Below are 23621 nucleotides of genomic sequence, written 5' to 3' on the forward strand. Positions count from 1 at the left end.
ATTTTTGTCACTCCCATCCAAATTCGGATATTCGCAATGAAAACTGGTAAAGAACTCAAACCCGGTACCGTGATTCGTATCGACAACGATCCTTGGCTGGTTCAGAAAGCTGAATTCACCAAGTCGGGTCGTAACAGCGCGATCATGAAGACCAAGCTGAAGAACCTGCTGACCGGTTACAAGACCGAAACCGTTTACGGTGCGGACGACAAACTGGACGACGTGATCCTCGACCGCAAGGAAGCGACTCTGTCCTTCATCAGCGGCGATTCCTACACGTTCATGGACACCACTGACTACACCATGTACGAGCTGAACGCCGAAGACATCGAAAGCGTTCTGCCATTCGTGGAAGAAGGCATGACCGACGTCTGCGAAGCCGTATTCTTCGAAGGCCGCCTGGTTTCCGTAGAGCTGCCGACCACCATCGTGCGTCAGGTTGACTACACCGAAGGTTCCGCTCGCGGCGACACTTCCGGCAAGGTGATGAAGCCTGCCAAGCTGAAGAACGGTACCGAGCTGTCGGTTGCTGACTTCATCGAGATCGGCGACATGATCGAGATCGATACCCGCGAAGGCGGTTCCTACAAAGGCCGCGCTAAGTAAGCGAAGTCTTGTGTATGAAAAAAGCCCGACCATTGAGTCGGGCTTTTTTATTTCCGCGGGATCCTGTTACCCGGATGCATCGGCACAATTTATTTCAAGTGCTGCTTCAGCTCTTCGGACACCTGCAACATCGCCGAGCGCACCGCCGGCACCTGGCTGACCACGTTGAGCAAACCATAGTCGTGAATCATGCCGTTGTAGCGTACCGCCGTGACCGGCACGCCGGCCGCATCCAGTTTGCGGGCGTAGGCTTCACCTTCATCGCGCAGTACATCGGCCTCGGCGGTCTGTATCAGGGCAGGCGGCAGGCCCTTGAGCTGTGCGGTGCTGGCCCGCAGCGGCGAAGCATAGATCTCGTTACGCTGCCCGGCATCGGTGGTGTAGTTGTCCCAGAACCATTTCATCATGTTCTTGCTGAGGAAGTGTCCCTCGGCGAATTGGTTGTAGGACGCGGTCTCGAAGCTCGCATCGGTCACCGGCCATAACAGGGCCTGGAAGCGGATCGCCGGCGTGCCCTTGTCCTTGGCCATCAGGGCCACGACGGCCGCCATGTTGCCGCCGACGCTGTTACCCGCCACGGCCAGGCGCTTGCCGTCGACATTGATCTGCTTGCCGTGCTCGGCCACCCATTTGGTCGCGGCGTAGGCCTGGTTGATCGCCACCGGGTAATGCGCCTCGGGTGAAGGCGTGTAGTTGACGAACACCGCCACGGCCCCCGATCCCGCCACCAGATCCCGCACCAGACGCTCGTGGGTCGGGAAGTCTCCCAGGACCCAGCCACCGCCGTGGAAGAACATGAACACGGGCAACTCACCCTTGACCCCGGCCGGGCGAACGATGGTCAGGCTGATCGACTGGCCATCGACCTGGATGGTCTTCTCGCTGACATCCGCTTTAGGCAAGGTCAGTTTCACCCCGGCCTGGGCGCCGACCAGTACCGCGCGGGCATCCTTCGGCGACAGTTGTTCCAGAGGCTTGCCGGTGCCGGCATTCAATGCATCGAGAAACGCCTGGGTGTTGTGCTCGACGATGCCGTCGGCGAAGGCGTTGCTGACGCCAAGTGCGAGCAGGGTGCCGGTCACGGCCTTGGTGAATGTGTTCATGGAAATCTCCTTGGGTTCGATCCGGGTCGGTGGGTTAAACGGTTACGTGCAAGCGCACATCAACGTTGCCGCGGGTGGCGTTGGAGTACGGGCAGACTTGGTGAGCCGCGTCCACCAGGCTTTGCGCGTCGCTCTGGTCCAGGCCGGGCAAGCTGATGTGCAGGTCGATGTCGAGGCCGAAACCGCCGGGAATCTGGCCGATGCCGACATGGGCGGTGATCGAGGCGTCGTCCGGGATCTTGCGTTTGCTTTGGCCGGCGACGAATTTCAAGGCGCCGATGAAGCAGGCCGAATAACCGGCGGCAAACAGTTGTTCCGGGTTGGTCGCCGCACCGCCGGCACCGCCGAGTTCTTTCGGGGTAGCGAGTTTGACGTCGAGGATGTTGTCACTGGAGATCGCACGACCATCACGGCCGCCGGTGGAGGTTGCGATTGCGGTGTAGAGAGTTTGCATGATGAGAGCCTCGTTTCTGGGTTGTTGTTATTGCGCTAAATGTTTGCGCGCTAAGTAGGTGTGAAGCGAATATAGTTCGCTAATATTTTGTGCGCAAGATAATTTTTTGATGTGCTGCTTGTTCTTGAAGCTCATCAGGCATGAAAGCCCTGAGCTAGAGCCGTTTGATCGGATGAAATTTTTTGAAAGGAGGGGGCTGGAACGACGCCATCGCGAGCAGGCTCGCTCCCACAGGGGGACTGCGGGGCGCAGTGATCTTGCGTCTCGCCGAAATCAGGGGTGGGAGCGAGCCTGCTCGCGATAGCGGTGGGTCAGTTGAAGAGGGGGGTGGGTTTACAGACTGTCCTGCAAGTGGCTGCGCAGTGCCTGCAGTTCCAGTTGTAGCTTCTTCAGCTGTTCCATGGTCTGGCCGCTGGCACCCAGGATGCATTGAGGAATATCGAGGGCTTTTTCCCGAAGGGCGCGGCCCTGCTCGGTGAGTTCGACAATCACCACCCGTTCATCTTCACGGCTGCGGGTGCGGCTCAGCAGGCCCTCGGCTTCCAGGCGTTTGAGCAGTGGCGTCAGCGAGCCGGGGTCGGTGAGCAGACGCGTACTGATTTCACCGACGGTCAAACCGTCTTTTTCCCACAACACCATCATCGCCAGGTACTGGGGATAGGTCAGGCCCAGGGCTTGCAGCAACGGCTTGTAGACCTTGGTCATCATCAGCGACGTGGAATGCAGGGCGAAGCAGACCTGATTGTCGAGCAACAGGGCTTCGCAGGGTTCGGGGGTGTCGCGCTGGGGGCTCATGGCAAAACCTTCAATCGATAATCCTGACGAATCTAGCGGGCGAACCTTTAAGGCGCCAGATAATTCTGACGTTCTGATCAGATGTTACGTTCCCCCACTGACGCCGACTGCGTAGGATAGACGCCTTGGTGAAGGGGGAATCGTCTGTGATCGAAGTGGCGTTGTATCTGGTGTTGGGTGCTGCGTTGGGCACCTTGGGGGGATTGTTCGGTATCGGTGGTGGGCTGATCGCGATTCCGGTATTGGGCGTGTGGTTCGGTCTTGACCAGCAGATCGCTCAGGGGACCGCCCTGGTGATGGTGGTCCCCAACGTGATGCTCGCGTTGTGGCGTTACCACCAGCGCAATCGCATCGAGTTGCGTCATGTGCTGCCATTGGCTTCCATGGGTTTCTGCTTTGCCTGGCTCGGCTCGATCTGGGCCGTAGGTGTCGACGCTGAAAGCATGCGAATCGGCTTCGTCGCGTTCCTGGTCGCCCTGGCGGCCTACAACCTGATCCGCATGTTCGCCGCGACCGCACCGGCTTCCGCGCAAATGCGCCATGGTTGGCCATGGCTCGGTGTGTTGGGGGCGGCATCCGGGACCATGGGCGGTCTGTTCGGTGTCGGCGGCGCTGTCGTTGCGACGCCGATTCTGACGAGCCTGTTCGGCACCACCCAGGTGGTCGCCCAGGGATTGTCGCTGTCGTTGGCGTTGCCCAGTACCGGCGTGACCCTCGCCACCTATGCATTTCACCATCAAGTGGACTGGTGGATTGGCCTGCCGCTGGCCGTGGGTGGTTTGCTGAGCATCAGTTGGGGAGTGAAAGTCGCCCACGCCATGCCGGAGCGACTATTGCGCGGCCTGTTCTGTGGTTTCCTGGTGCTGTGTGCGGTGCTGCTCGCCTTTAAAGTTTGAAGCCTTCGACGATGTGCTCGGCCAGGCACTCGGTGATGGGCGACGGATTGTGCAGGTTGCGGATCAGCATGATGCTGGCCTCGGGCAGTTCCGGCAGGTTTTCGGCCTCGCCAAGCACGCGCATGTCCGGTGTCAGCAGGCTTTCCAGTTGCGCGGTGATTGCCAGTCCCGCGCCCACTACCGCCATCAGTGCCGACAGGCTGGAGCTGTTGTAGGCCACGCGATATTCGCGGCCCATGGCATCCAGCGCATTGCAGGCCCATTGCCGGCAGAAACAATCGCTATTGAACATCGCCAGCGGCAGTGGCGTTTTCTCGTGGGCGTTGAAACACGCCGCCTCGGCCCAGACAAAGCGTTCCTTGCGCAATAACTGGCCGATCTCATCCCCCGGTTTACGGGTGACGATGGACAGGTCCAGGTCCTGGCGCAGCAGCAACTGCTTGGACGATTCGCAGTGCAGCTCAATTTCGATCAGCGGATAGAACTGGGCGAAGCGCTGCAGGATGCCGGGCAAAAAGCGCATCACGTAGTCATCCGGCGTGCCGATGCGCACGGTGCCGACCATATGCGGTTCACGCAGGGTATTGAACACCTCGCTGTGCAGCTTGAGGATGCGCCGGGCGTAACCCAGCAGCACCTGGCCTTCGGCGGTGAGTTTGACCTGGCGCCCGTCACGCTCGAACAACCGTCGCTGCAATACATCTTCTTCGAGGCGCTTCATCTGCATGCTGACAGCGGACTGGGTGCGGTTGACCAGTTCGCCGGCGCGGGTAAAACCGCCCTGGTCGGCGATGGCGACGAAGGTCCGCAGCACTTCCGTATCGATGCTCGGGTAACTCGACAATTGATCAATCTCCGAGATGTATTGCATAAGAAACATTCGTTGGATTGATCTTAGCCTTGGGGCGAGACTTGAACCACCCCCAACGGAGGACATCACGATGAAAGGTCAGAAAGGATACGTATCGCTAGATAGACATTCATTCCATTTTTCCCTCAGCGATCTGCTGCACAAGTTTAGTCGCTGGTATGAATTGCACCACGAGCGCGAACTGCTCGCCGGTCTGAGCGACGAGGCGCTCAAGGACATCGGCGTCAGCCGTGCAGATGTAGAGCAGGAAGTGGTTCGGCCATTCTGGGATGACCCAATGCACAAATGAACCATCCCTCCCTACACAAATCGACCACTGGTGAGGTAGGTTGCGAGCAGAGAAGGAGATCTCCATGCCCGCGACTGTATCCTTTACCCTCAAACAGGCCCGGCGTCTGGCGTTGGCCGCCCAGGGATTCAATGGGCGGCTGCCGCCGGCTTCGGTGCAACCCGCGCGTCTCAACCGCCTGATCGAACGCCTCGGCGTCTTGCAGATCGATTCGGTCAATGCGTTGGTCCGTTCGCATTATCTCCCGCTGTTTTCCCGCCTCGGCCACTACAACCCCGAACTGCTTGATCAAGCCGCCTGGAGCCAGGGGCGACGTCGCACGTTGTTCGAATACTGGGGTCACGAAGCATCGTTGTTGCCCCTGTCGATGTATCCGCTGATGCGCTGGCGCATGGCTCGTGCGGCCCGTGGCGAAGGCATCTATCAACAATTGGCACGGTTTGGTCATGAGCGGCAGGATGTCATCCACCGTGTCCTGACGGCGGTCCGGGAACAGGGCGCCGTGGGCGCTGGCAGTTTATCCACCCGCGCGGAAAAGGCCGGCCCCTGGTGGGACTGGAGTGCCGAGAAGCACGCGCTGGAGTGGTTGTTCGCCGCGGGCGAAGTCACGGTGGCGGGGCGGCGCGGCTTCGAGCGGCTCTACGACTTGCCGGAGCGGGTGCTTCCGGCCTCGGTCCTGGAGCAACCGGTTCCGGACGAGGCCCAGGCCCAGCGCGCCCTGTTGTTGCATGCCGCCGAGGCGTTGGGCGTAGGCACCGAGAAAGATCTGCGCGACTACTTTCGCCTGGGTCCGGCCGACAGCCGTGGGCGTCTGGCCGAGCTGGAGGAAACCGGTGAGCTGTTGCGCTGCGAGGTGCAAGGCTGGAAGCAACCGGCCTGGTGTCTGCCGGAGGCGAAAATTCCCCGCAACGTGACAGCCAGCGCCTTGCTCTCGCCGTTCGATTCGCTGGTCTGGGAACGCAATCGTACCGAGCGGCTGTTCGACTTCCATTATCGACTGGAAATCTACACCCCGGCCCACAAGCGGGTGTATGGCTATTACGTGCTGCCGTTCCTGCACAACGAACGCATTGCCGCTCGGGTGGACCTCCGGGCAGAAAGGGCCCAGGGCCGGTTGGCGGTGCATGCCGTGCATGAGCAGGAGCCGGGGTTGGACGAGGAGGGGATGCGCGCCTTGGCGCTGAACCTGCGGCGCATGGCCGACTGGTTGGGGTTGGAGCGGGTTCAGTTGAATTGTCGGCGGGTGGGTGGGGCTCGGTTGGCGGGGAGCCTGGCTGTAATCGGTGGTGGCTGATCTGGCCCCATAGCGAGCAGGCTCGCTCCCACAGGTCATTTACGGTGAACACAAAATTTGTGAACAACACGGTCAATGTGGGAGCAAGCCTGCTCGCTATGGCGATCTGAAAGAAGCTAGCGCCGAACCTGCTTCAACGTCTCGGCAATCAAAAACGCCAACTCCAATGACTGATCGGCATTCATCCGCGGGTCGCAATGGGTATGGTAACGATCCGACAGCCCATCCTCGGTAATTGGCCGCGCACCGCCGATGCATTCGGTGACGTTCTGTCCGGTCATCTCGATGTGGATGCCGCCGGCATAGGTGCCTTCGGCTTCGTGGACCTGGAAGAACTGCTTCACTTCGCCGAGGATCTGCGCGAAATCCCGGGTCTTGTAGCCGCTGCTGGCCTTGATGGTGTTGCCATGCATGGGGTCGGAACTCCACAGCACCTGCTTGCCTTCGCGTTGCACGGCACGCAGCAGTTGCGGCAGGTGATCGCCGACCTTGTTCGCGCCCATTCGCGCTATCAGGTTCAGCCGGCCCGGGTCGTTGTCCGGGTTGAGCACGTCGATCAGGCGGATCAGGTCGTCAGGGTTCATGCTCGGGCCGACCTTGACCCCGATCGGGTTGTTCACGCCGCGCAGGAATTCGACATGGGCACCGTCCAACTGACGGGTACGGTCGCCGATCCACAGCATGTGGGCCGAGCAGTCGTAGTAGTCGTTGGTCAGGCTGTCACGGCGCACGAAGGCTTCTTCGTAATTGAGCAGCAATGCCTCGTGGGCGGTGAAGAAGCTGGTTTCGCGCAGTTGTGGCGAGGTGTCCATGCCGCAGGCGCGCATGAATGCCAGGGTTTCGTCGATGCGGTCGGCCAGGTGGCTGTACTTTTCCGCCAGGGCCGAGTTGGCGATGAAGTCCAGGTTCCACTTGTGCACCTGGTGCAGGTCCGCAAACCCGCCCTGGGCGAAGGCCCGCAGCAGGTTCAATGTGGCGGTGGACTGGTGGTAGGACTGCAGCAGGCGTTCCGGGTCCGGCACGCGGCTCTGCTCGTCGAAGCCGATGCCGTTGACGATATCGCCCCGGTAGGCCGGGAGGGTGACGCCGTCGATGGTTTCATCATTGGCCGAACGCGGCTTGGCGAACTGCCCGGCCATGCGCCCGACCTTGACCACCGGGCAACCGGCGGCAAAGGTCATGACGATTGCCATCTGCAACAGCACCTTGAAGGTGTCGCGGATCTTCGCTGCGGAGAACTCCGCGAAGCTTTCGGCACAATCGCCGCCCTGCAGCAAAAAGGCCCGGCCCTGGGTGACTTCGGCGAACTGGCGGCGCAGTTCCCGGGCTTCCCCGGCAAACACCAGTGGCGGATAGCTGGCGAGGGTCTGCTCGACTTGCAGCAGGTGCGCCGCATCGGGGTAGCGGGGTTGTTGCTGGATCGGCAGGGCGCGCCAGCTGTCAGGGCTCCAGGGTTGGCTCATCGTGATCTCTAGGTGGTTGACGCTCGGACGGCCATGTTATCAGCAAAGTTATCAGCAAATTAGTGCGTGACCTGTTCCCGTCGCTTGGCCGACAATCGCGCTTTTGCCGCAGCCCGCCCGGCAACCATCAGGAGATGAAATGACAGAGGAGCGCGTCGAGCATCTGCTCGCCGAGGTGCACGACGAGTTCGGCATGATCCGGGTCTTCGAAGTGGCCGATTACCGGTTTCTCGAATTCGGCGACGCCATCGAGCAGAGCTGCGTGTTCACGGCCGATCCGAGCTGGCTCGAATATGACTACACTCGCGCGATGCTGATTGGCGCTTTGTGCCACGAACAGCCGGAAAGCGCGCTGTTCCTGGGGTTGGGCGCCGGTACGCTGACCCAGGCCTGTCTCAGATTCCTGCCGCTGGAAGACGTCGAGGCCATCGAACTGCGCCCCGATGTGCCGCGCCTGGCCATCGAGTACCTGGGGCTGGATGACGATCCGCGGCTGTACATCCGCGTTGGCGATGCCCTGGAGTTGTTGGAAACCGCAGAGCCTGCGGACCTGATCTTCGTCGACCTCTACACCGACGTCGGTCCCGGCGTCGGCCACCTGGCCTGGGGGTTCCTGGAAAACTGCCAGAAGCGCCTGAACCCGGGTGGCTGGCTGGTGATCAACCAATGGGCCACCGACGACGGCAAACCCCTGGGCGCTGCGCTGCTGCGTGGCCTGTACCACCGGCACTACTGGGAACTGCCGGTGAAGGAGGGCAACGTGATCCTGATCGTGCCGGCGGACCTGGAGCAGGCGATGGACATGGAAGGACTGATCGCCCGTGCCGAAGCGTTGGCGCCACGGCTGGGCTATTCGTTGCTGCCGTTGATCAAGGCGATCCGGCCGGCAACCTGATACAACCGAGAACCCTGTGGCGAGGGGATTTATCCCCGCTCGGCTGCGAAGCAGGCGTTGGCTTTAAAACCCTATGGGCCTGCTTCGCAGTCCAGCGGGGATAAATCCCCTCGCCACATAGGTGAACCGGTTTAGCCGCTGTAAAAAAAGCTCCCTTTTGGGCCGAATTCCGGTATAGTGCGCGCCGGCCTTTAGACGGGCCGCGTCAAGGTAGCGCAATTTTCGAAGCCAGCTTCGGTTGCATGTCCCCACAACGGATGCTTCCACGACGTTCTTTTTCATTCATTCGTTTTCGCAAATCCCCGCCGACAAAGCTGCCAGGGCGACTCTTGAGTCTCAACACGGCATGTGCAGCTTTGGAGCATGGGTCTTTGCGGATGCACTTAGAGGCAGACCCATGACCCAGGAAATCGGCGGCTTCGCCGCTCTTGAACTTCATCCCAATATTGTCGCTGCAGTAGTCGCTACCGGCTATGAAGAGCCTTCGGCCATTCAGCAGCAGTCGATCCCGATCATTCTCGCCGGTCACGACATGATTGGTCAGGCGCAAACCGGTACGGGTAAGACCGCCGCGTTCGCCTTGCCTATCCTGCACCGCATTGATCCGTCCAAGCGCGAGCCGCAAGCTCTGATCCTGGCCCCAACCCGTGAGTTGGCGCTGCAAGTTGCAACTGCTTTCGAAACCTACGCCAAGCAAATGCCGGGCGTGACTGTTGTGGCTGTCTACGGCGGCGCGCCGATGGGCCCACAATTGAAAGCCATCCGTAATGGCGCACAGATCGTTGTCGCAACCCCGGGCCGTCTGTGCGACCACCTGCGTCGCGACGAAAAAGTCCTCGCCACCGTGAACCACCTGGTGCTCGACGAAGCCGACGAAATGCTCAAGCTGGGCTTCATGGATGACCTGGAAGTGATCTTCAAGGCCATGCCGGAAACCCGCCAGACCGTCCTGTTCTCGGCCACCCTGCCGCAGTCGATCCGTGCGATCGCCGAGCGTCACCTGAAGGACCCGAAACACGTCAAGATCCAGAGCAAGACCCAGACCGTCACCGCGATCGAACAGGCCCACCTGTTGGTTCACGCCGATCAGAAGACCTCCGCGGTCCTGAGCTTGCTGGAAGTGGAAGACTTCGACGCCCTGATCATGTTCGTGCGCACCAAGCAAGCGACCCTGGACCTGGCCAGCGCCCTGGAAGCCAAAGGCTACAAAGCCGCTGCGCTGAACGGTGACATTGCCCAGAACCAGCGCGAGCGCGTGATCGACTCCCTCAAGGATGGCCGCCTGGACATCGTTGTGGCGACTGACGTTGCGGCCCGTGGCCTGGACGTTCCGCGTATCACCCACGTGTTCAACGTGGACATGCCGTACGATCCGGAGTCCTACGTTCACCGCATCGGCCGTACCGGTCGTGCCGGTCGCGAAGGTCGCGCACTGTTGTTGGTGACTCCGCGTGAGCGCCGCATGCTGCAGGTGATCGAGCGTGTGACCGGGCAGAAGGTGGCTGAAGTTCGCCTGCCGGACGCCCAGGCCGTTCTCGATGCCCGCATCAAGAAACTGACCAACAGCCTGTCGCCGCTGGTAGCTGATGCCGAATCGACCCACGGTGATCTGCTCGACCGCCTGACTGCCGACATCGGTTGCAGCCCACGTGCCCTGGCCGCCGCCCTGCTGCGCAAGGCCACCAATGGTCAGGCGCTGAACCTGGCTGCCATCGAGAAGGAACGTCCCCTGGTGCCGAACAGCGCGCCACGTGGCGATCGTCCCGAGCGTAGCGGTGACCGTCCGGACCGTGGCGACCGTGAGCGTCGTGCGCCGATCCCGCTGGCCGAAGGTCGTGCCCGTTGCCGTACCGCGCTGGGTGCCCGTGACGGCATCGCCGCCAAGAACCTGCTGGGCGCGATCCTCAACGAGGGTGGTCTGGCCCGTGAAGCCATCGGTCGCATCCAGGTGCGTGACAGCTTCAGTCTGGTGGAGCTGCCGGAAGATGGTCTGGAGAAGCTGCTGACCAAGCTCAAGGACACTCGCGTAGCCGGTAAGCAGCTCAAGCTGCGTCGCTACCGCGAAGATTGATCGGCCTTTGGGCTGATTGATCGAGCATGAAAAATCCCCGACTGGTTCGGGGATTTTTTATGCCTGTCGTTTGGTGTTCGGTCGGTTGGTAATGTTGCCCCTTTCGCGAGCAGGCTCGCTCCCACAGGGTTTGGGGTGGCCACAGAGATCCCATGTGGAAGCGAGCCTGCTCGCGAAGGGAGCGACTCGGTCCATCGATCAATCGAACCGGTAGATGTCCATCCCCAGTGTTCCCATCGTAAACCCCTCATGAGCCACGCTGAACCTGGCGCCGGCACCCCGGGCGAAATACAGCGGCAACAGGTGCTCGTCGCTGGGATGGCTGCGCACCGCATTGGGTGCCTGGCGGCGGTAATCATGCAGGGCGGCCTCGTCGTCGGCTGTCAGTTTCTCCACGATCCAGTCGCGAAAACTCTTCGCCCAAGATTCGACGCTCTCGGGGCCGGCGTTCCAGTCCAGGTCGCGCAGGTTGTGGGTGATGCTGCCGGAGCCGATCAACAGGATGCCCTGCTGGCGCAGGCCCGCAAGCGCCTGGCCGACCCGCGTCTGCAACGCCGGCCCTTGTGCGCTGGGCAGGGAAACCTGCACCACCGGGATGTCGGCCTGGGGATACATCAAGGATAACGGCACCCAGACGCCGTGGTCGGATGGCCGCTGAGCATCGAGACGCGCCGGCAGGTGCGCGGTATTGAGCAGGTCTGCCACCCGGGCTGCCAGTTCCGGCTCCCCCGGGGCGGGATATTGCACCTGGTACAGGGCCGGTGGGAAGCCGCCAAAGTCGTGCCAGGTGCGTGGCTGCGGATTGGCGCTGACCAACAGCTCGTTGCTTTCCCAGTGAGCGGACACGATCACGATGGCCTTCGGCTTGGGCAATTGCGCGGCCAGGCGAGCCAGCGCCGGGCCGCTGTCGCCGGGCTCGAGGGCGAGCATCGGTGAGCCGTGGGAGATAAACAGGCTGGGCAGCATGGACGAGCTCCTGAACGTTAAGATGGAGTCATCTTCCGTCAGGTCAATGATCTGAATCTAATATAAGTTTTAACCTGTTTTGATCGAATTTTTGGAGCGAGTCATGGAACCCGAGTTTTGGCATAAGCGCTGGTCAACCAATCAGATCGGTTTTCATTCGCCGGACGTGAACCCTTACCTGCAACGTTTCTGGCCGCAAATGGGATTGGCGCAGGGCAGCCGGGTGCTGGTGCCGTTGTGCGGCAAGACCCTGGATCTGCTGTGGCTCGCTCATCAAGGGCATTCGGTATTGGGGGTAGAGCTGTCGGAAAAGGCCATCACCGATTTTTTCGACGAGCATCAGTTGAAGCCAAGCGTGAGCGAGGAGGGGGCTTTCAAGGTCTTCCGTGCTGGCGACATCGAAATCCGTTGCGGTGATTTTTTTGCCTTGGGCCCGGATGACCTGGTCGATTGCGTGGCGCTTTACGATCGGGCAGCGTTGATTGCATTGCCTGGGCAGATGCGTGAGCGGTACATGGCGCATCTGCAGAACATCCTGCCAAGCTGCGTCGGGTTGCTGATTACCCTTGAGTACAATCAGGCTGAAATGCCCGGCCCGCCATTTTCCGTAGGTGATGATGAAGTGCAGCGGCTGCTGGGGAACAACTGGAAGCTGGAAGTCGTACAGGAGCAGGACGTGCTGGGGGAAAGCTGGAAGTTTTTGCAGGCTGGGGTGACCAGGCTGGATGAGCGGGTTTATCGGATTTCCAATCGCTGAGTAGCGGGTGATCGTTCCCACGCTCTGCGTGGGAATGCCTCAACGGACGCTCCGCGTTCGGCCTTTAGGGACGCGGAGCGTCCCAGGCTGCGTTCCCACGCAGAGCGTGGGAACGATCATCGCATCATCGATCAGCCGCGGCGACGCAGTGCGTCGATACGCTCTTCCAGCGGCGGGTGGCTCATGAACATGCGAGCCAGGCCCTGCTTGATGCCACCGTTGATGCCAAAGGCATTCAGGGTGTCGGGCATGTGTACCGGCAAACCTTGCTCGGCACGCAGGCGTTGCAGGGCACCGATCATGGCGCTGGTGCCGGCCAGGCGTGCGCCGGCGTCGTCGGCGCGGAATTCGCGTTTGCGCGAGAACCACATGACAATGGCGCTGGCGAGGAAGCCCAGTACCAGTTCGGCGAAGATGGTCGCCACGTAGTAGGCGATGCCCTGGCCTTCCTCGTTCTTGAAGATCACCTTGTCGACGAAGTTGCCGATGATGCGGGCAAAGAACATCACGAAGGTGTTCACCACGCCCTGGATCAGCGCCAGGGTCACCATGTCACCATTGGCAACGTGGCCGATCTCGTGGGCCAGCACGGCCTTGACTTCATCGGGGGAAAACCGTTCGAGCAGGCCCTGGCTGACAGCAACCAGTGCGTCGTTCTTGTTCCAGCCCGTGGCGAAGGCGTTGGCCTCATAGGCCGGGAAAATCCCGACTTCCGGCATCTTGATACCGGCTTCACGGGACAACTGCTCGACGGTCTGCAGCAGCCATTGTTCATGGCGAGTGCGCGGCTGGCTGATGATCTGCGTGCTGGTGCTCATCTTCGCCATCCATTTGGAGATGAACAGCGAGAACAGGGAACCGGCGAAGCCGAACACCGCACAGAAGATCAGCAGCTGATTGAGGTTGAGGTCAACCCCGTTGGCCGCCATGAACCCGTTGAAGCCGAAGAGGCTCAGGGTGATGCTGGCAATCAGCACGACCGCCAGGTTAGTGGCCAAAAACAGCAGGATGCGCATCATGGTGGTAGCAATCTCCTCATGCTAAAGATGTAGCGTTATGCGGGGTATATAAGGTGCTGCCGCTGGCTATTCAACTCACCGACTATTTCAAACTGTGTCCTACAAGCGTCCCAAATGAATGAAAGACTTTTCTGAAATTGACTGGGAAAACGCAGAAGGCTGTCCTTGCCCCGTGAACGTGGGGCCGCGTCGTCCGTCCGCTGCTGAGGGTTGAGTGTAGAGGGCCTGCTGGGGCCGACGGAACGGATATGTTGCTGAATCAGACAGCGCGCGAGGCGAGGCGCCTCGCGCGCCGCGGCTTACTGTCGGTAGGACTTGAGGAAGTTGCCGATCCGGCCAATGGCCTGCTCCAGATCGTCGACCCGTGGCAGGGTCACGACGCGGAAATGGTCCGGCCACGGCCAGTTGAACGCCGTGCCCTGGACGATCAGCAGTTTCTCCGACAGCAACAGGTCCAGTACGAATTTCTCATCGTTGTGGATCGGGCAGACCTTCGGGTCGATCCGCGGGAAGGCATACAGCGCACCCATCGGCTTGACGCAGCTGACGCCGGGAATGTCGTTGAGCAGTTCCCAGGTACGGTTGCGCTGTTCCAGCAACCGGCCTTGCGGCAGGACCAGGTCATTGATGCTCTGGTAGCCGCCGAGCGCCGTCTGGATGGCGTGCTGGCTCGGCACGTTGGCGCACAGGCGCATGTTGGCGAGCATGTCGATGCCTTCGATGTAGCTCTGGGCATGGTGCTTGGGGCCGGAGATGGCAATCCAGCCGGAGCGGAAGCCCGCCACCCGGTAGGATTTGGACAGGCCGTTGAAGGTCAGGCACAGCAGGTCCGGCGCCAGGGACGCGGTGCAGATGTGCACGGCATCGTCGTACAGGATCTTGTCGTAGATCTCGTCGGAAAACACCACGAGGTTGTGCTGGCGGGCCAGTTCGAGCATGCCCAGCAGTACCTCTTTGGAGTACACCGCACCGGTCGGGTTGTTCGGGTTGATGATGACCAGCGCCTTGGTGTTCGGCGTGATCTTGGCCTTGATGTCCGCCAGGTCCGGGAACCAGTTGGCCTGTTCGTCGCACAGGTAGTGCACCGGGTTACCGCCGGAGAGGCTCACGGCGGCAGTCCACAGGGGGTAGTCCGGCGCCGGCACCAGCACTTCGTCGCCGTTGTTGAGCAGGGCCTGCATGGACATCACGATCAGTTCGGACACGCCGTTGCCCAGGTAGATGTCTTCGATGCCGACGCCTTCGACCTGCTTCTGCTGGTAGTACTGCATTACGGCCTTGCGCGCGCTGAACAGGCCCTTGGAGTCGCTGTAGCCCTGGGCGGTCGGCAGGTTGCGGATGACGTCCTGGAGGATTTCATCGGGCGCTTCGAAACCAAAGGGCGCCGGGTTGCCGATGTTCAGCTTGAGGATGCGATGGCCTTCCTCTTCCAGGCGTTTGGCGTGCTTGAGCACCGGGCCGCGAATGTCGTAGCAGACGTTGGCGAGCTTGTTCGATTTGCTGACCTGCATGGCGATGTGTTCCCGAAGATGAACGATCCAGGCGGCGTATGAACGGCCGTACTGGTGATCCTGCGTCTGTGGCGAGCCTGACGCGGCATGGGCGTCACAATCCGTTTGAATCCCCATGGCGCGACTGCCAGACTGGCGCTGACGAGGCGCAATCATACGTGCCGCCCGACCCGCGGAAAAGCGTCGGATCGGGCTTTTTCAATTGCCGAGGTGGGACGATGGAAAAGTTGGAGAAAACCCTTGAGGAATGGCGCGCCATGCTCGACCCGGAACAGTACAACGTCTGTCGGTTGAAGGGCACCGAACGGCCATTCTCGGGTAAATACAACGGCACCAAGACCGACGGTGTATACCACTGCATCTGCTGCAACGAACCGCTGTTCGACTCGCAGACCAAATTCGATTCCGGCTGTGGCTGGCCGAGTTTCTATGCGCCCATCGAGGGCAGCGCGGTGGTGGAAGTCCGGGACGTCAGCCATGGCATGATCCGCACCGAAGTGGTCTGCGCCAAATGCGATGCCCACCTGGGTCACGTATTCCCCGACGGCCCGCCGCCCACGGGCTTGCGTTATTGCATCAATTCGGTGTGCCTGGATCTCGTGCCACGCGAGTAGATCTGTGGCGAGGGGATTTATCCCCGCTGGGCTGCGCAGCAGCCCCAATAGGCGTCCCCTGAAGGGACAGATGCATCCCTTCTTGGGGTCGCTGCGCAACCCAGCGGGGATAAATCCCCTCGCCACAGGTTTGTGTCAGGACCTATGGAGGTGTCTGGATAATTAAATTGCACACAATTGAATTGCTCGCTATCTTGCACGTCAGTCCCATTTCTTTGGAGCCTTGCCATGAGCGACAACCTGCTGAGCATTCCCTGCACCACCATCAAAGGTGAGCAAAAGACCCTGGCCGATTTCGCCGGCAAGGCCGTGCTGGTGGTCAACACCGCCAGTCAGTGCGGCTTCACCCCGCAGTACAAGGGCCTCGAGCAGTTGTGGCAGACCTACAAGGACCAGGGCCTGGTGGTGTTGGGCTTCCCCTGCAATCAGTTCGGCAAGCAGGAGCCCGGCAACGAAGGGGCGATTTCCGAGTTCTGCGAGCTGAACTTCGGCGTGAGTTTTCCGCTGTTCAAGAAAATCGACGTCAACGGTGCCAACGCCCATCCGCTGTTTGTCCAGCTCAAGCAGCGGGCGCCCGGCGTGCTGGGGTCCAAGGGCATCAAGTGGAATTTCACCAAGTTCCTGGTCGGCAAGGACGGTCAGGTGGTCAAGCGTTTCGCCCCGACCACCAAACCCCAGGACCTGACCCATGAGATCGAAGCCCTGCTCAAATGAATGACCTGCCCGCCGATTCGCTGAAGCTCGACAGCCAGTTGTGCTTCAAGCTGTACGCCGCTTCGCGGGCGGTGATCCGGGGCTACAAGCCGATGCTCGACCAGCTCGGCCTGACCTACCCGCAGTACCTGGTGATGCTGGTGTTGTGGGAGTGGCAGGACACCGCGCCGGAACAACCCACGGTCAAGGCCCTGGGCGAACGGTTGCTGCTGGATTCCGGCACGTTGACGCCGCTGCTCAAGCGCCTGGAACAACTGGAGCTGGTCCAGCGCCAGCGTTCGGTCCGGGATGAGCGGGAGGTGCACCTGAGCCTGTCGCCGGCGGGTCGGGCGTTGCGTGAGCAGGTCGGTCCGCTCAAGGCCCGCCTGCTGTGCGACAGCGGGATTGACCTCGACCGCCTGGGGGATCTGCGTAACGGTCTTGATCACCTGCTGGGGCAGATCAAAGCGCTGATGTAGTCGGCACCCACTGATCCAGCATCGCCGCCAGTTCTTCGCGGCGGAATGGCTTGGACAGGTAGTCCGTCATGCCGGCGCCCCGACAGCGTTCCCGCTCCTCGGGCATGGCGTTGGCTGTCAGCGCGACAATCGGCAGGTCCGACCAGCGACCGCTGCGACGAATCTGCCGGCTGGCTTCGTAGCCGTCCATCACCGGCATGTTGCAGTCCATCAGCACCAGGTCGAAAGTCCGCCGCTCCAGTTGATCCAGGGCCTCTGCGCCATGGGCGGCAACAGTCACTTCGCAGCCGAGCTTGACCAGCATGCCCTTGGCGACCAATTGGTTGACCGGGTTGTCCTCCACCAGCAGCACCCGCGCGCGCCTGGACGGCGGCAGGGCTTCGATCTGCGTGTCATTGATGGTGGTCGTCTCGCTTTGCAGGGCGCGACGCAGGATCTGATACAACGCATGACGCGCCAATGGCCGGGCCTGTTGCAGCAGCGGGGCCAGGGCGGCGGCTTGTTCGCTGGGCATGAAGCTGCCGTAGGCGGTCACGAGCAGGATCGGTGCGTTGAAGGTGGGTCGCAGGTTGAACAGGCATTCAGGGCAGTCGGTAATCAGGACATCAGGGGTGAGCCCCAGCAACCTGTCATCCACCGAACGTCTCAGGTAGTCCAGCCCCCAATGGGGCAACATCATGTCGAGCAGCTCGGCCAGCCCGCTATTGCTGGCGGTGATGGCGACGATATTGCCGCGCAGGGGCTCGACCGTTGCCGCGGGGGTATGGCAGGGCAGGGGCAGGTCGGCGCAGAACTGGCTGCCGAAACCGGCTTCGGAACTGATCGTCAACCGGCCCTGCATGGCTTCGCAGAGGTTATTGGTCAGTGCCAGGCCCAGTCCGGTGCCACCGAACTGACGGGTAATGCCGGCGCCAGCCTGGGTGAACGGCTGGAAGATTCTCGCCTGGGCGTCCTGGGGAATGCCGATGCCGGTATCGCAGACCTCGATCCGCACTCCGCCTTCATAGGCGCTCAACCGCACATCGACCCGGCCGAAGCGAGTGAACTTGAGGGCATTGGACAGCAGGTTGCTGACGATCTGGCGCACCCGGGTCGGGTCGCCGAGCACTTGCGCCGGAAACTGCGGATCAATCAGGCAGGCCAATTCGACGCTAGGGGCGGCGTTCTGTGACAGCAGGTTGGCCGTGTCTTCGATCAGGGATCCGAGATCGAACGGGATGCGTTCGAGTTCCAGTTGGCCGGCGTCGAATTTCGACAGGTCGAGAATGTCGTTGAGCAGCTCGACCAACACTTTGCCGGAGTCATGGGCGATCGATAGTTGTTGCTGCTGTTCGGCGGTCAGGGGGCCGTCCAGGGACAGGGCGATCATGCCCAGCAAGCCGTTCAGCGGTGTGCGGATTTCGTGGCTCATGCTGGCCAGGAACGCGGAGCGCGCTTCGGCCATGTCCAGGGCGGTGCGCCTGGCCACTTCCAGTTCCTCGTTGGACTGGCTGAGGCGAGTATTGATGGCCTTGAGTTCGGCGGTGCGTGCCGAAACGATGTTTTCCAGTTGCGCCAGGTATTCGGTGAGGCGATTTTCCGCCATGCGCCGTTGCTGGATTTCGGTGGAGACATTTTCGAACTGCTGGTTGGCGACCGACACCAGTACGCCGATTTCGTCGTACTGGTGGCCGGTGGGGCATTCCAGGCTGCTCTGTTCGTTGCTGCCCGGGTCGCGGCTGCTCAGTTCGCGGATGACCCGTACCAGGGGTTTGGTCAGCATCACGTAGAACAGTGCCAGCAACAGGCCGGTCAGGATCAGGCTGCGGGCGAACCCGTTGAGCAAGGTGATCTCGGCCCGGCGCAGAAAGCGACTGCCGAACGCATAAGTGTCGACGTCCAGTCGCAGCACGCCCAGGGATTCGTTGGGCAGATGGTCCAGGTAGAGCCGGTCTTCGAACCGGCGCTGGGCGCCGAACAGAAAATCGCTGATGAAACGGTAACTGTTCTGCAGCTCGGGTCGTTTGACATTGGCCAGCACGGTATTGTTGTTGTCGATCAGCTCGGCGCCGATGATGGCAGGCGAGCGCAACAGGCCCAGGGCCAGTTCCTGGGCCAGTTCGGCGTCGATGTTGTAGGCAATGCGCGAGGCCGGGTTGTGGCTGATTTCCAGCAGCGACAGGATCTCGCGGTTGATCGACGCGTCTTCGCTGGCATAATCGATGCCTATCTGCACCAGGCTCAGTAAGGTGCCCAGCACGAAACCCACCAGGACGGTCAGTCGAGCCTGCTTGTATGACAGCCGTTGGGTGAATCTGATGTCCATGGAATGGTGAACCACTTACGTTTCCCTTCGCCGGTCAAGCATAGCTGATCATCTCTGGATACCGGTGCGACCGGTGTGTGCTGGATGGGATGAACCCGTCCTTGAGAACGGCGTATCGGCGCAGCAGCGCCATCATTACTGTGAATTTGTCCGAGGAGAAGACGTGGACGCCCGATTGAATGCTTTTCTTGAGCGCGCCGATGCCGTGCTGGCTCGCATCGAGCCCTTGTTGCCCGCTCCCCGGCCCGCCATCGACTGGACCGTGACCCTGGCTGCCCGCTGGCAGCGCGACGGCCGCAGCGGCTACCTGCTGCCGTTGCAGGTCAGCCTCGACATGCGCCTGTCGGACCTGATCGGCGTTGATCGCCAGGTCGAACAACTGGGTCGCAACACCCGGCAGTTCATCGACGGCATGCCCGCCAACCATGCGTTGCTCTGGGGCTCGCGGGGCACAGGCAAATCGTCCCTGGTGCGCGCCTTGCTGGCCGAGCATGCCGGAGATGGCCTGCGGTTGATCGAGATCGAGCGCGATCACCTCGCCGACCTGCCCCGGGTGGTCGAGCAGATCGCCAGGCTGCCCCAGCGCTTCGTGTTGTTCTGCGATGACTTGTCGTTCGAATCCGGCGAAGGCGATTACCGCGTGCTTAAAAGCGTGCTGGACGGTTCCCTCGAACAGGCGCCGGACAATGTGTTGTTGTACGCCACCTCCAACCGCCGTCACCTGGTGCCGGAAAAGGAAAGCGACAACGAGAACTGGAAACGGGTCGACGGCGAGCTTCACCCCAGCGAAGCCGTGGAAGACAAGATCGCGTTGTCCGACCGTTTCGGGTTGTGGCTGTCGTTCTATCCGTTTACCCAGGAGCATTTCCTCGACGTGGTGGAACACTGGATCGGTGAGCTGGCGGCGAAGGCCGGGCTCGCCTGGCAGCGTGACGAAGCGCTGGACGTGCTGGCGGTACGCTGGGCCACCGGGCGCGGCAACCGCAACGGCCGTTGTGCCTATCAGTTTGCCCGTTATTGGGTGGGCCTGAAACTCCTGGAGCACAAGGCATGATCGATTTGAAGAGCACGGGCAAGGGCCTCGACGGCTACGGCTTGCTATCGGCACAGCTGGAGTCCCTGTTGGCGGATGAACGCGATTTCATTGCCAACGCTGCGCAGTTCTCGGCGTTCCTGTTCAGTCAGTTGGACGACCTGAACTGGGCCGGCTTCTACCTCAATCGCAACGAAGAACTGGTGCTGGGCCCGTTCCAGGGTCAGATCGCCTGTGTGCGGATTCCTTTCGGGCGTGGTGTCTGCGGTACGGCGGCGGCCACCGGCCAGACCCAGCGTGTCGAGGACGTCCATGCTTTCCCCGGCCACATTGCCTGCGACAGCGCGTCGAACAGCGAGCTGGTAGTGCCGCTGGTCAAGGACGGGTGCCTGATCGGCGTGCTTGATCTCGACAGCCCGAAACTGGCGCGCTTCAGCGAACATGACCAGGCAGGCATCGAGCAACTGGCGCAGATTTTCCTGCGCCTGACCGATTGCTGAAACAGGAGCTGCTGCCAGAACAGGGCTCATGACTTGAGTCCCGCCTGGGCCAACAGGCTGTCCGTGTCGACGTCATCGATCTGGCGCGGATCGAGAAACTGGTTGGCGTAGCTCAGGTAGATCTGTTCATCGATGAACAGCCCGAACAGCTCTGGGTCGATGTGGGCCTCGCGGCACATGGTGGCCATGATGCCCAGGGCTTCGCTCAATTTCTTGGCTTTCTTGTAGGGACGGTCGGCCGCGGTCAGTGCTTCGAAAATGTCCGCAATCGCCATCATGCGCGCCGGCAGGCTCATCTGCTCGCGCTTGAGCCGCTTGGGGTAGCCGGTGCCGTCCATTTTCTCATGATGACCGCCGGCGATTTCCGCCACATTGTCCAGATGGCTGGGGAAGGGCAACTGGCTGAGCATCAGGATCGTCTGCACCATGTGGTGATTGATCACGTAACGCTCCTCACGGGTCAGCGTGCCCCGCGCGATGCCGAGGTTGTAGAGTTCGCCGCGGTTGTATTTCCATTGCGGGACATCCAGTTGGAAGCCCCACGGGTTGTCTGTCGGGATCAATTCGCCAGCGTGGCGCTCGAACAGGTGCTCGGGCTTGTCGGCCAGCAACGGTTCGGTGACCGGAAGCGTTGGCCTGGGCGTGCGCGCCTGGCGCTGGTTTTCCTCCCAGGAAACCCCCAGGCGATCATCGAGGGTGCGGGTCCACGGACGTTGGGCGATGCGTCGCAGGCGTTGCAGATCGGTGTCGGCCATGGCTTCGGAGCCCAGGTTGCAGCGGGCGACAAAGGCAAAGTCATCGTCCAGGCCAGCCAGTGTGGTATCGCGTAACTGCGCCAGGGCGGACGGCTCGCCGCCCATCGCCATGGCCTGCCAGTAATCGACCCAGGCGTCGCGCTTCAGCACCTCGAAACGGGTGCGGATTTCATGGAGGCGGTCGTTCAGGGTTTCCAGCTTGGTGGCTTTGTCCACCACGTACTCGGGGGTGGTGACTTTTCCGCAATCATGCAACCAGGCGGCGATGTGCAGCGCCTCCCACTCATCTTCGGTCGGTTGGTAGGTCTTGAACGCGGGTGCCTGGCTGGTGGCGGCGGCTTGGGCGAGCATCAGTGTCAGGGCCGGCACCCGCTGGCAATGCCCGCCGGTATAAGGGCTCTTGGCATCGATTGCACCGGCCAGCAATTGAATGAACGAGTCCAGCAATTGCTTTTGCCTGGCTTGCAGGCGCTGGCTTTCGATGCTCATGGTGGCGGCACCGGACACGGCTTGCAGGAACGCGATACGGTCCGGTTGCAGTTTTTCCAGGTCGGCTTCGGTGCCGCTGTCGGTGATCAATAGCACCAGGATGCCCACGGTTTCCCGGTGACGGTTACGCAGGTGGATGCCGATCAGGTGGACGCGTGGGGAGTCCAATGCCCGCAGGACGCCTTGCAGGTCACCCGCCTGTTCGAAACCCAGGGAGGTGACGAGGTTATCCGAGGCAGCCAGTTGCTGGAGCCACGGGGGGTTGTCGTTGCCGGTCAGCCCATGGCCTCGCAACATGAAGGTGCTCAGGTCCTGCGGGGTCTGCTCGATCACCAACCCATAGGGTTTGATCTGATCGCTGTCGTTCTCGCGCAGGTAGATCAGGCCGGCCTGGGCCTGGCCGATTTTCACGGTCTCGAACAGGACCCGTTGCAGCAATGGCGCGAAGCGGGTTTCGGCACGCAGGCTGGCGGTGATTTCGAAGAAGCTTGCCAGGGTCTCTTTCATTCGGGCCATCGACAGGCTCAGTTGATCGACCTCCAGCACCAGCGAACGGCGGGATACCGGGTAATGGAAGTCGAAGCTGCGAATGGCATCGGCTTCTTGCACCAGCGCGTCCAGAGGCTTGACCAGGATCCGGGAGGTCAGCCAACCCAGGGGCACGCACAGCAGCAGAGTGGCGAGGGTAATCAGCGCGCCTTGCCAGCGCATGCGATAGGCGTCGGCCAGCAGTTCATCTTCCGGGACCAGCAGCGCCAGTTCCAGGCCCTGGGGACCGCCTTCCTGCATGTGGCTGCGGGAAACGATCCATCGACGTCCAGCGGCCTCCAGGCGTGAGGCCTCAGCGCTCCCGTCCAGCGCGGCGGCGATGGCCGGATTGAGGTCGCGGGCCTTGATCAGGCGTGCCGAGCGGGTATCGGTGAGCAGCCGGTTGCTGTCGGGGTAGCCCACCGCATTGCCTTGGGGGTCGAGCAGCACGATCTCGGTGCCGGGGGTGACCTTGTGCTTGGCGAGGGTCTGGGACAGGGCCGCGAGGGTCAGGTCGGCACCGATGACCGCCTGGTCGCCGCTTCGCCGGGCGAGGGTGGTGCCGATGTCGTGGGTGGAGAAGAACACGTAGGGCTCGGTGGTGATCTGGTCGGCCGTCTCCAGCGCACTGCGAAACCAGCTTCGGCTGCGGGGATCGAAGCCGTCGTCGGGGTTGTCCTGGCGGCTGATGAGCACCAGCGACTGGTCGTAGAACAAGGACTGGGAGCGCACCGGACCTTCAGGGGTTGCGCGCTCCACGGCCCACACCTGATAAAACGCGTTGGCGGGCGCTTTCAGGGCGGTCTTCAGTGCCTCGGTGCGCAGCGGCCGGACCATCAGGAAATCTCCCTGGCTGTCACCCAGGTACAACGACGCCAGGTCAGGGTTGTCTCGCAGCGCCTGGCTGAAGGGTCCGAGCAAGGCCAGGCGTTCACCCAGGTTGGCAGCCTGTGTCGCCGGATAGTCGGCCAGCAGGCTCAACACATGGCGGATCGGTTCGTAGGTGTCGTACAGGTCCAGGCGCACATCCTGTTCGATCCGGTTGAACAGTTTTTCACTACTGGAGAGGATGATCTGCGTCGTCTGTCGGTAGTTGAAGACACCCAGCACCACTCCGGTCAGCAGCAGAAGCAGAGTAAACATCACGCTGATGTGGACGTGCAGGGGAAACCGGCGTTGTTCCGGACGCGGTGCGCTGGGCATTGCAGTCACTCCAGGGGTCAGGCGTTCTCAAT

The 23621-nt window shown here is 61.5% G+C and carries 21 protein-coding genes and 1 pseudogene; 12 read left to right on the forward strand and 10 right to left on the reverse strand.

Annotation, left to right across the window (positions count from 1 at the left end; all coding sequences use genetic code 11):
* Positions 1–36 precede the first annotated feature (36 nt).
* Positions 37–606 (forward strand): elongation factor P, encoded by a 570-nt coding sequence (locus LOY67_RS08445; protein ID WP_007955690.1) that lies wholly within the window; start codon positions 37–39, stop codon positions 604–606.
* Between the two features lie 89 nt (positions 607–695).
* Here LOY67_RS08445 and LOY67_RS08450 read toward each other — a convergent pair whose 3' ends face one another.
* From LOY67_RS08450 to LOY67_RS08460, 3 genes are all read right to left on the reverse strand, one after another.
* A complete protein-coding gene (locus LOY67_RS08450) occupies positions 696–1709 on the reverse strand; it encodes an alpha/beta hydrolase (protein ID WP_265066756.1) in 1014 nt (337 codons plus the stop codon).
* Between the two features lie 34 nt (positions 1710–1743).
* Complete coding sequence (locus LOY67_RS08455) at positions 1744–2163, reverse strand: organic hydroperoxide resistance protein (RefSeq protein WP_265066757.1); 420 nt, start codon at positions 2161–2163, stop codon at positions 1744–1746.
* Positions 2164–2496: 333 nt separating this feature from the next.
* Positions 2497–2958, reverse strand: a complete 462-nt coding sequence (locus LOY67_RS08460; RefSeq protein ID WP_139647014.1) for a MarR family winged helix-turn-helix transcriptional regulator — start codon at positions 2956–2958, stop codon at positions 2497–2499.
* Positions 2959–3104: 146 nt separating this feature from the next.
* On the opposite strand from LOY67_RS08460, the gene LOY67_RS08465 reads away from it, so the two are divergent.
* Positions 3105–3854, forward strand: coding sequence for a sulfite exporter TauE/SafE family protein (locus LOY67_RS08465; RefSeq protein WP_265066758.1), 750 nt, complete (start codon positions 3105–3107; stop codon positions 3852–3854).
* Here the strand turns inward: LOY67_RS08465 and LOY67_RS08470 are convergent.
* The gene (locus tag LOY67_RS08470) at positions 3844–4698 is read right to left on the reverse strand and encodes a LysR substrate-binding domain-containing protein (RefSeq protein WP_265067722.1); all 855 of its coding nucleotides are present in this window, start codon (positions 4696–4698) and stop codon (positions 3844–3846) included. The two genes, LOY67_RS08465 and LOY67_RS08470, sit on opposite strands and share 11 nt — an antisense overlap.
* 97 nt (positions 4699–4795) lie before the next feature.
* Between LOY67_RS08470 and LOY67_RS08475 the strand changes: the two genes are divergently transcribed.
* On the forward strand, positions 4796–5014 hold the full coding sequence (locus tag LOY67_RS08475; RefSeq protein WP_265066759.1) for a DUF1127 domain-containing protein: 219 nt from the start codon (positions 4796–4798) through the stop codon (positions 5012–5014).
* 64 nt (positions 5015–5078) lie between these two features.
* Entirely contained in the window at positions 5079–6308 is a 1230-nt protein-coding gene (locus LOY67_RS08480; RefSeq protein WP_265066760.1) for a winged helix-turn-helix domain-containing protein, read from the forward strand.
* Between the two features lie 116 nt (positions 6309–6424).
* Here LOY67_RS08480 and LOY67_RS08485 read toward each other — a convergent pair whose 3' ends face one another.
* Positions 6425–7771, reverse strand: a complete 1347-nt coding sequence (locus tag LOY67_RS08485; RefSeq protein ID WP_265066761.1) for a class II 3-deoxy-7-phosphoheptulonate synthase — start codon at positions 7769–7771, stop codon at positions 6425–6427.
* A 139-nt stretch (positions 7772–7910) separates the two neighbouring features.
* On the opposite strand from LOY67_RS08485, the gene LOY67_RS08490 reads away from it, so the two are divergent.
* On the forward strand, positions 7911–8666 hold the full coding sequence (locus LOY67_RS08490) for a spermidine synthase (protein WP_041020074.1): 756 nt from the start codon (positions 7911–7913) through the stop codon (positions 8664–8666).
* A gap of 363 nt (positions 8667–9029) precedes the next feature.
* Positions 9030–10737, forward strand: a pseudogene (locus LOY67_RS08495) (DEAD/DEAH box helicase).
* Positions 10738–10935: 198 nt separating this feature from the next.
* On the opposite strand, the gene LOY67_RS08500 reads toward LOY67_RS08495, so the two are convergent.
* Complete coding sequence (locus tag LOY67_RS08500; protein ID WP_265066762.1) at positions 10936–11703, reverse strand: DODA-type extradiol aromatic ring-opening family dioxygenase; 768 nt, start codon at positions 11701–11703, stop codon at positions 10936–10938.
* A gap of 103 nt (positions 11704–11806) precedes the next feature.
* On the opposite strand from LOY67_RS08500, the gene LOY67_RS08505 reads away from it, so the two are divergent.
* Positions 11807–12460, forward strand: a complete 654-nt coding sequence (locus tag LOY67_RS08505; protein ID WP_265066763.1) for a thiopurine S-methyltransferase — start codon at positions 11807–11809, stop codon at positions 12458–12460.
* A 131-nt stretch (positions 12461–12591) separates the two neighbouring features.
* On the opposite strand, the gene htpX is transcribed toward LOY67_RS08505, so the two are convergent.
* Together htpX and LOY67_RS08515 are read right to left on the reverse strand one after the other, a co-directional pair.
* The gene (gene htpX / locus LOY67_RS08510; RefSeq protein WP_265066764.1) at positions 12592–13479 is read right to left on the reverse strand and encodes a protease HtpX; all 888 of its coding nucleotides are present in this window, start codon (positions 13477–13479) and stop codon (positions 12592–12594) included.
* A gap of 299 nt (positions 13480–13778) precedes the next feature.
* Positions 13779–14990: a pyridoxal phosphate-dependent aminotransferase gene (locus LOY67_RS08515; RefSeq protein WP_265067723.1), complete on the reverse strand. Its 1212-nt coding sequence runs from the start codon at positions 14988–14990 to the stop codon at positions 13779–13781.
* Between the two features lie 218 nt (positions 14991–15208).
* Between LOY67_RS08515 and msrB the strand changes: the two genes are divergently transcribed.
* From msrB to LOY67_RS08530, 3 genes are all read left to right on the forward strand, one after another.
* Entirely contained in the window at positions 15209–15604 is a 396-nt protein-coding gene (gene msrB / locus LOY67_RS08520; RefSeq protein WP_047701530.1) for a peptide-methionine (R)-S-oxide reductase MsrB, read from the forward strand.
* A 228-nt stretch (positions 15605–15832) separates the two neighbouring features.
* Positions 15833–16318, forward strand: coding sequence for a glutathione peroxidase (locus LOY67_RS08525; protein ID WP_265066765.1), 486 nt, complete (start codon positions 15833–15835; stop codon positions 16316–16318).
* Positions 16315–16776 carry a MarR family winged helix-turn-helix transcriptional regulator gene (locus tag LOY67_RS08530; protein WP_265066766.1) on the forward strand — a complete coding sequence of 154 codons (462 nt, stop codon included), beginning with the start codon at positions 16315–16317 and terminating at the stop codon, positions 16774–16776. Before LOY67_RS08525 ends, LOY67_RS08530 begins: the two co-directional genes overlap by 4 nt.
* Here LOY67_RS08530 and LOY67_RS08535 read toward each other — a convergent pair.
* On the reverse strand, positions 16760–19081 hold the full coding sequence (locus tag LOY67_RS08535; protein ID WP_265066767.1) for a response regulator: 2322 nt from the start codon (positions 19079–19081) through the stop codon (positions 16760–16762). The genes LOY67_RS08530 and LOY67_RS08535 overlap by 17 nt on opposite strands.
* Before the next feature lie 163 nt (positions 19082–19244).
* Between LOY67_RS08535 and LOY67_RS08540 the strand changes: the two genes are divergently transcribed.
* Complete coding sequence (locus LOY67_RS08540) at positions 19245–20135, forward strand: ATP-binding protein (RefSeq protein WP_265066768.1); 891 nt, start codon at positions 19245–19247, stop codon at positions 20133–20135.
* Complete coding sequence (locus LOY67_RS08545; protein ID WP_265066769.1) at positions 20132–20614, forward strand: GAF domain-containing protein; 483 nt, start codon at positions 20132–20134, stop codon at positions 20612–20614. Before LOY67_RS08540 ends, LOY67_RS08545 begins: the two co-directional genes overlap by 4 nt.
* 26 nt (positions 20615–20640) lie before the next feature.
* Here LOY67_RS08545 and LOY67_RS08550 read toward each other — a convergent pair whose 3' ends face one another.
* On the reverse strand, positions 20641–23589 hold the full coding sequence (locus tag LOY67_RS08550) for an HD domain-containing phosphohydrolase (RefSeq protein ID WP_265066770.1): 2949 nt from the start codon (positions 23587–23589) through the stop codon (positions 20641–20643).
* Between the last annotated feature and the right edge of the window lie 32 nt (positions 23590–23621).

Origin of the sequence: Pseudomonas sp. B21-056, from assembly GCF_026016325.1 — a bacterium.
Taxonomy (GTDB): domain Bacteria; phylum Pseudomonadota; class Gammaproteobacteria; order Pseudomonadales; family Pseudomonadaceae; genus Aquipseudomonas.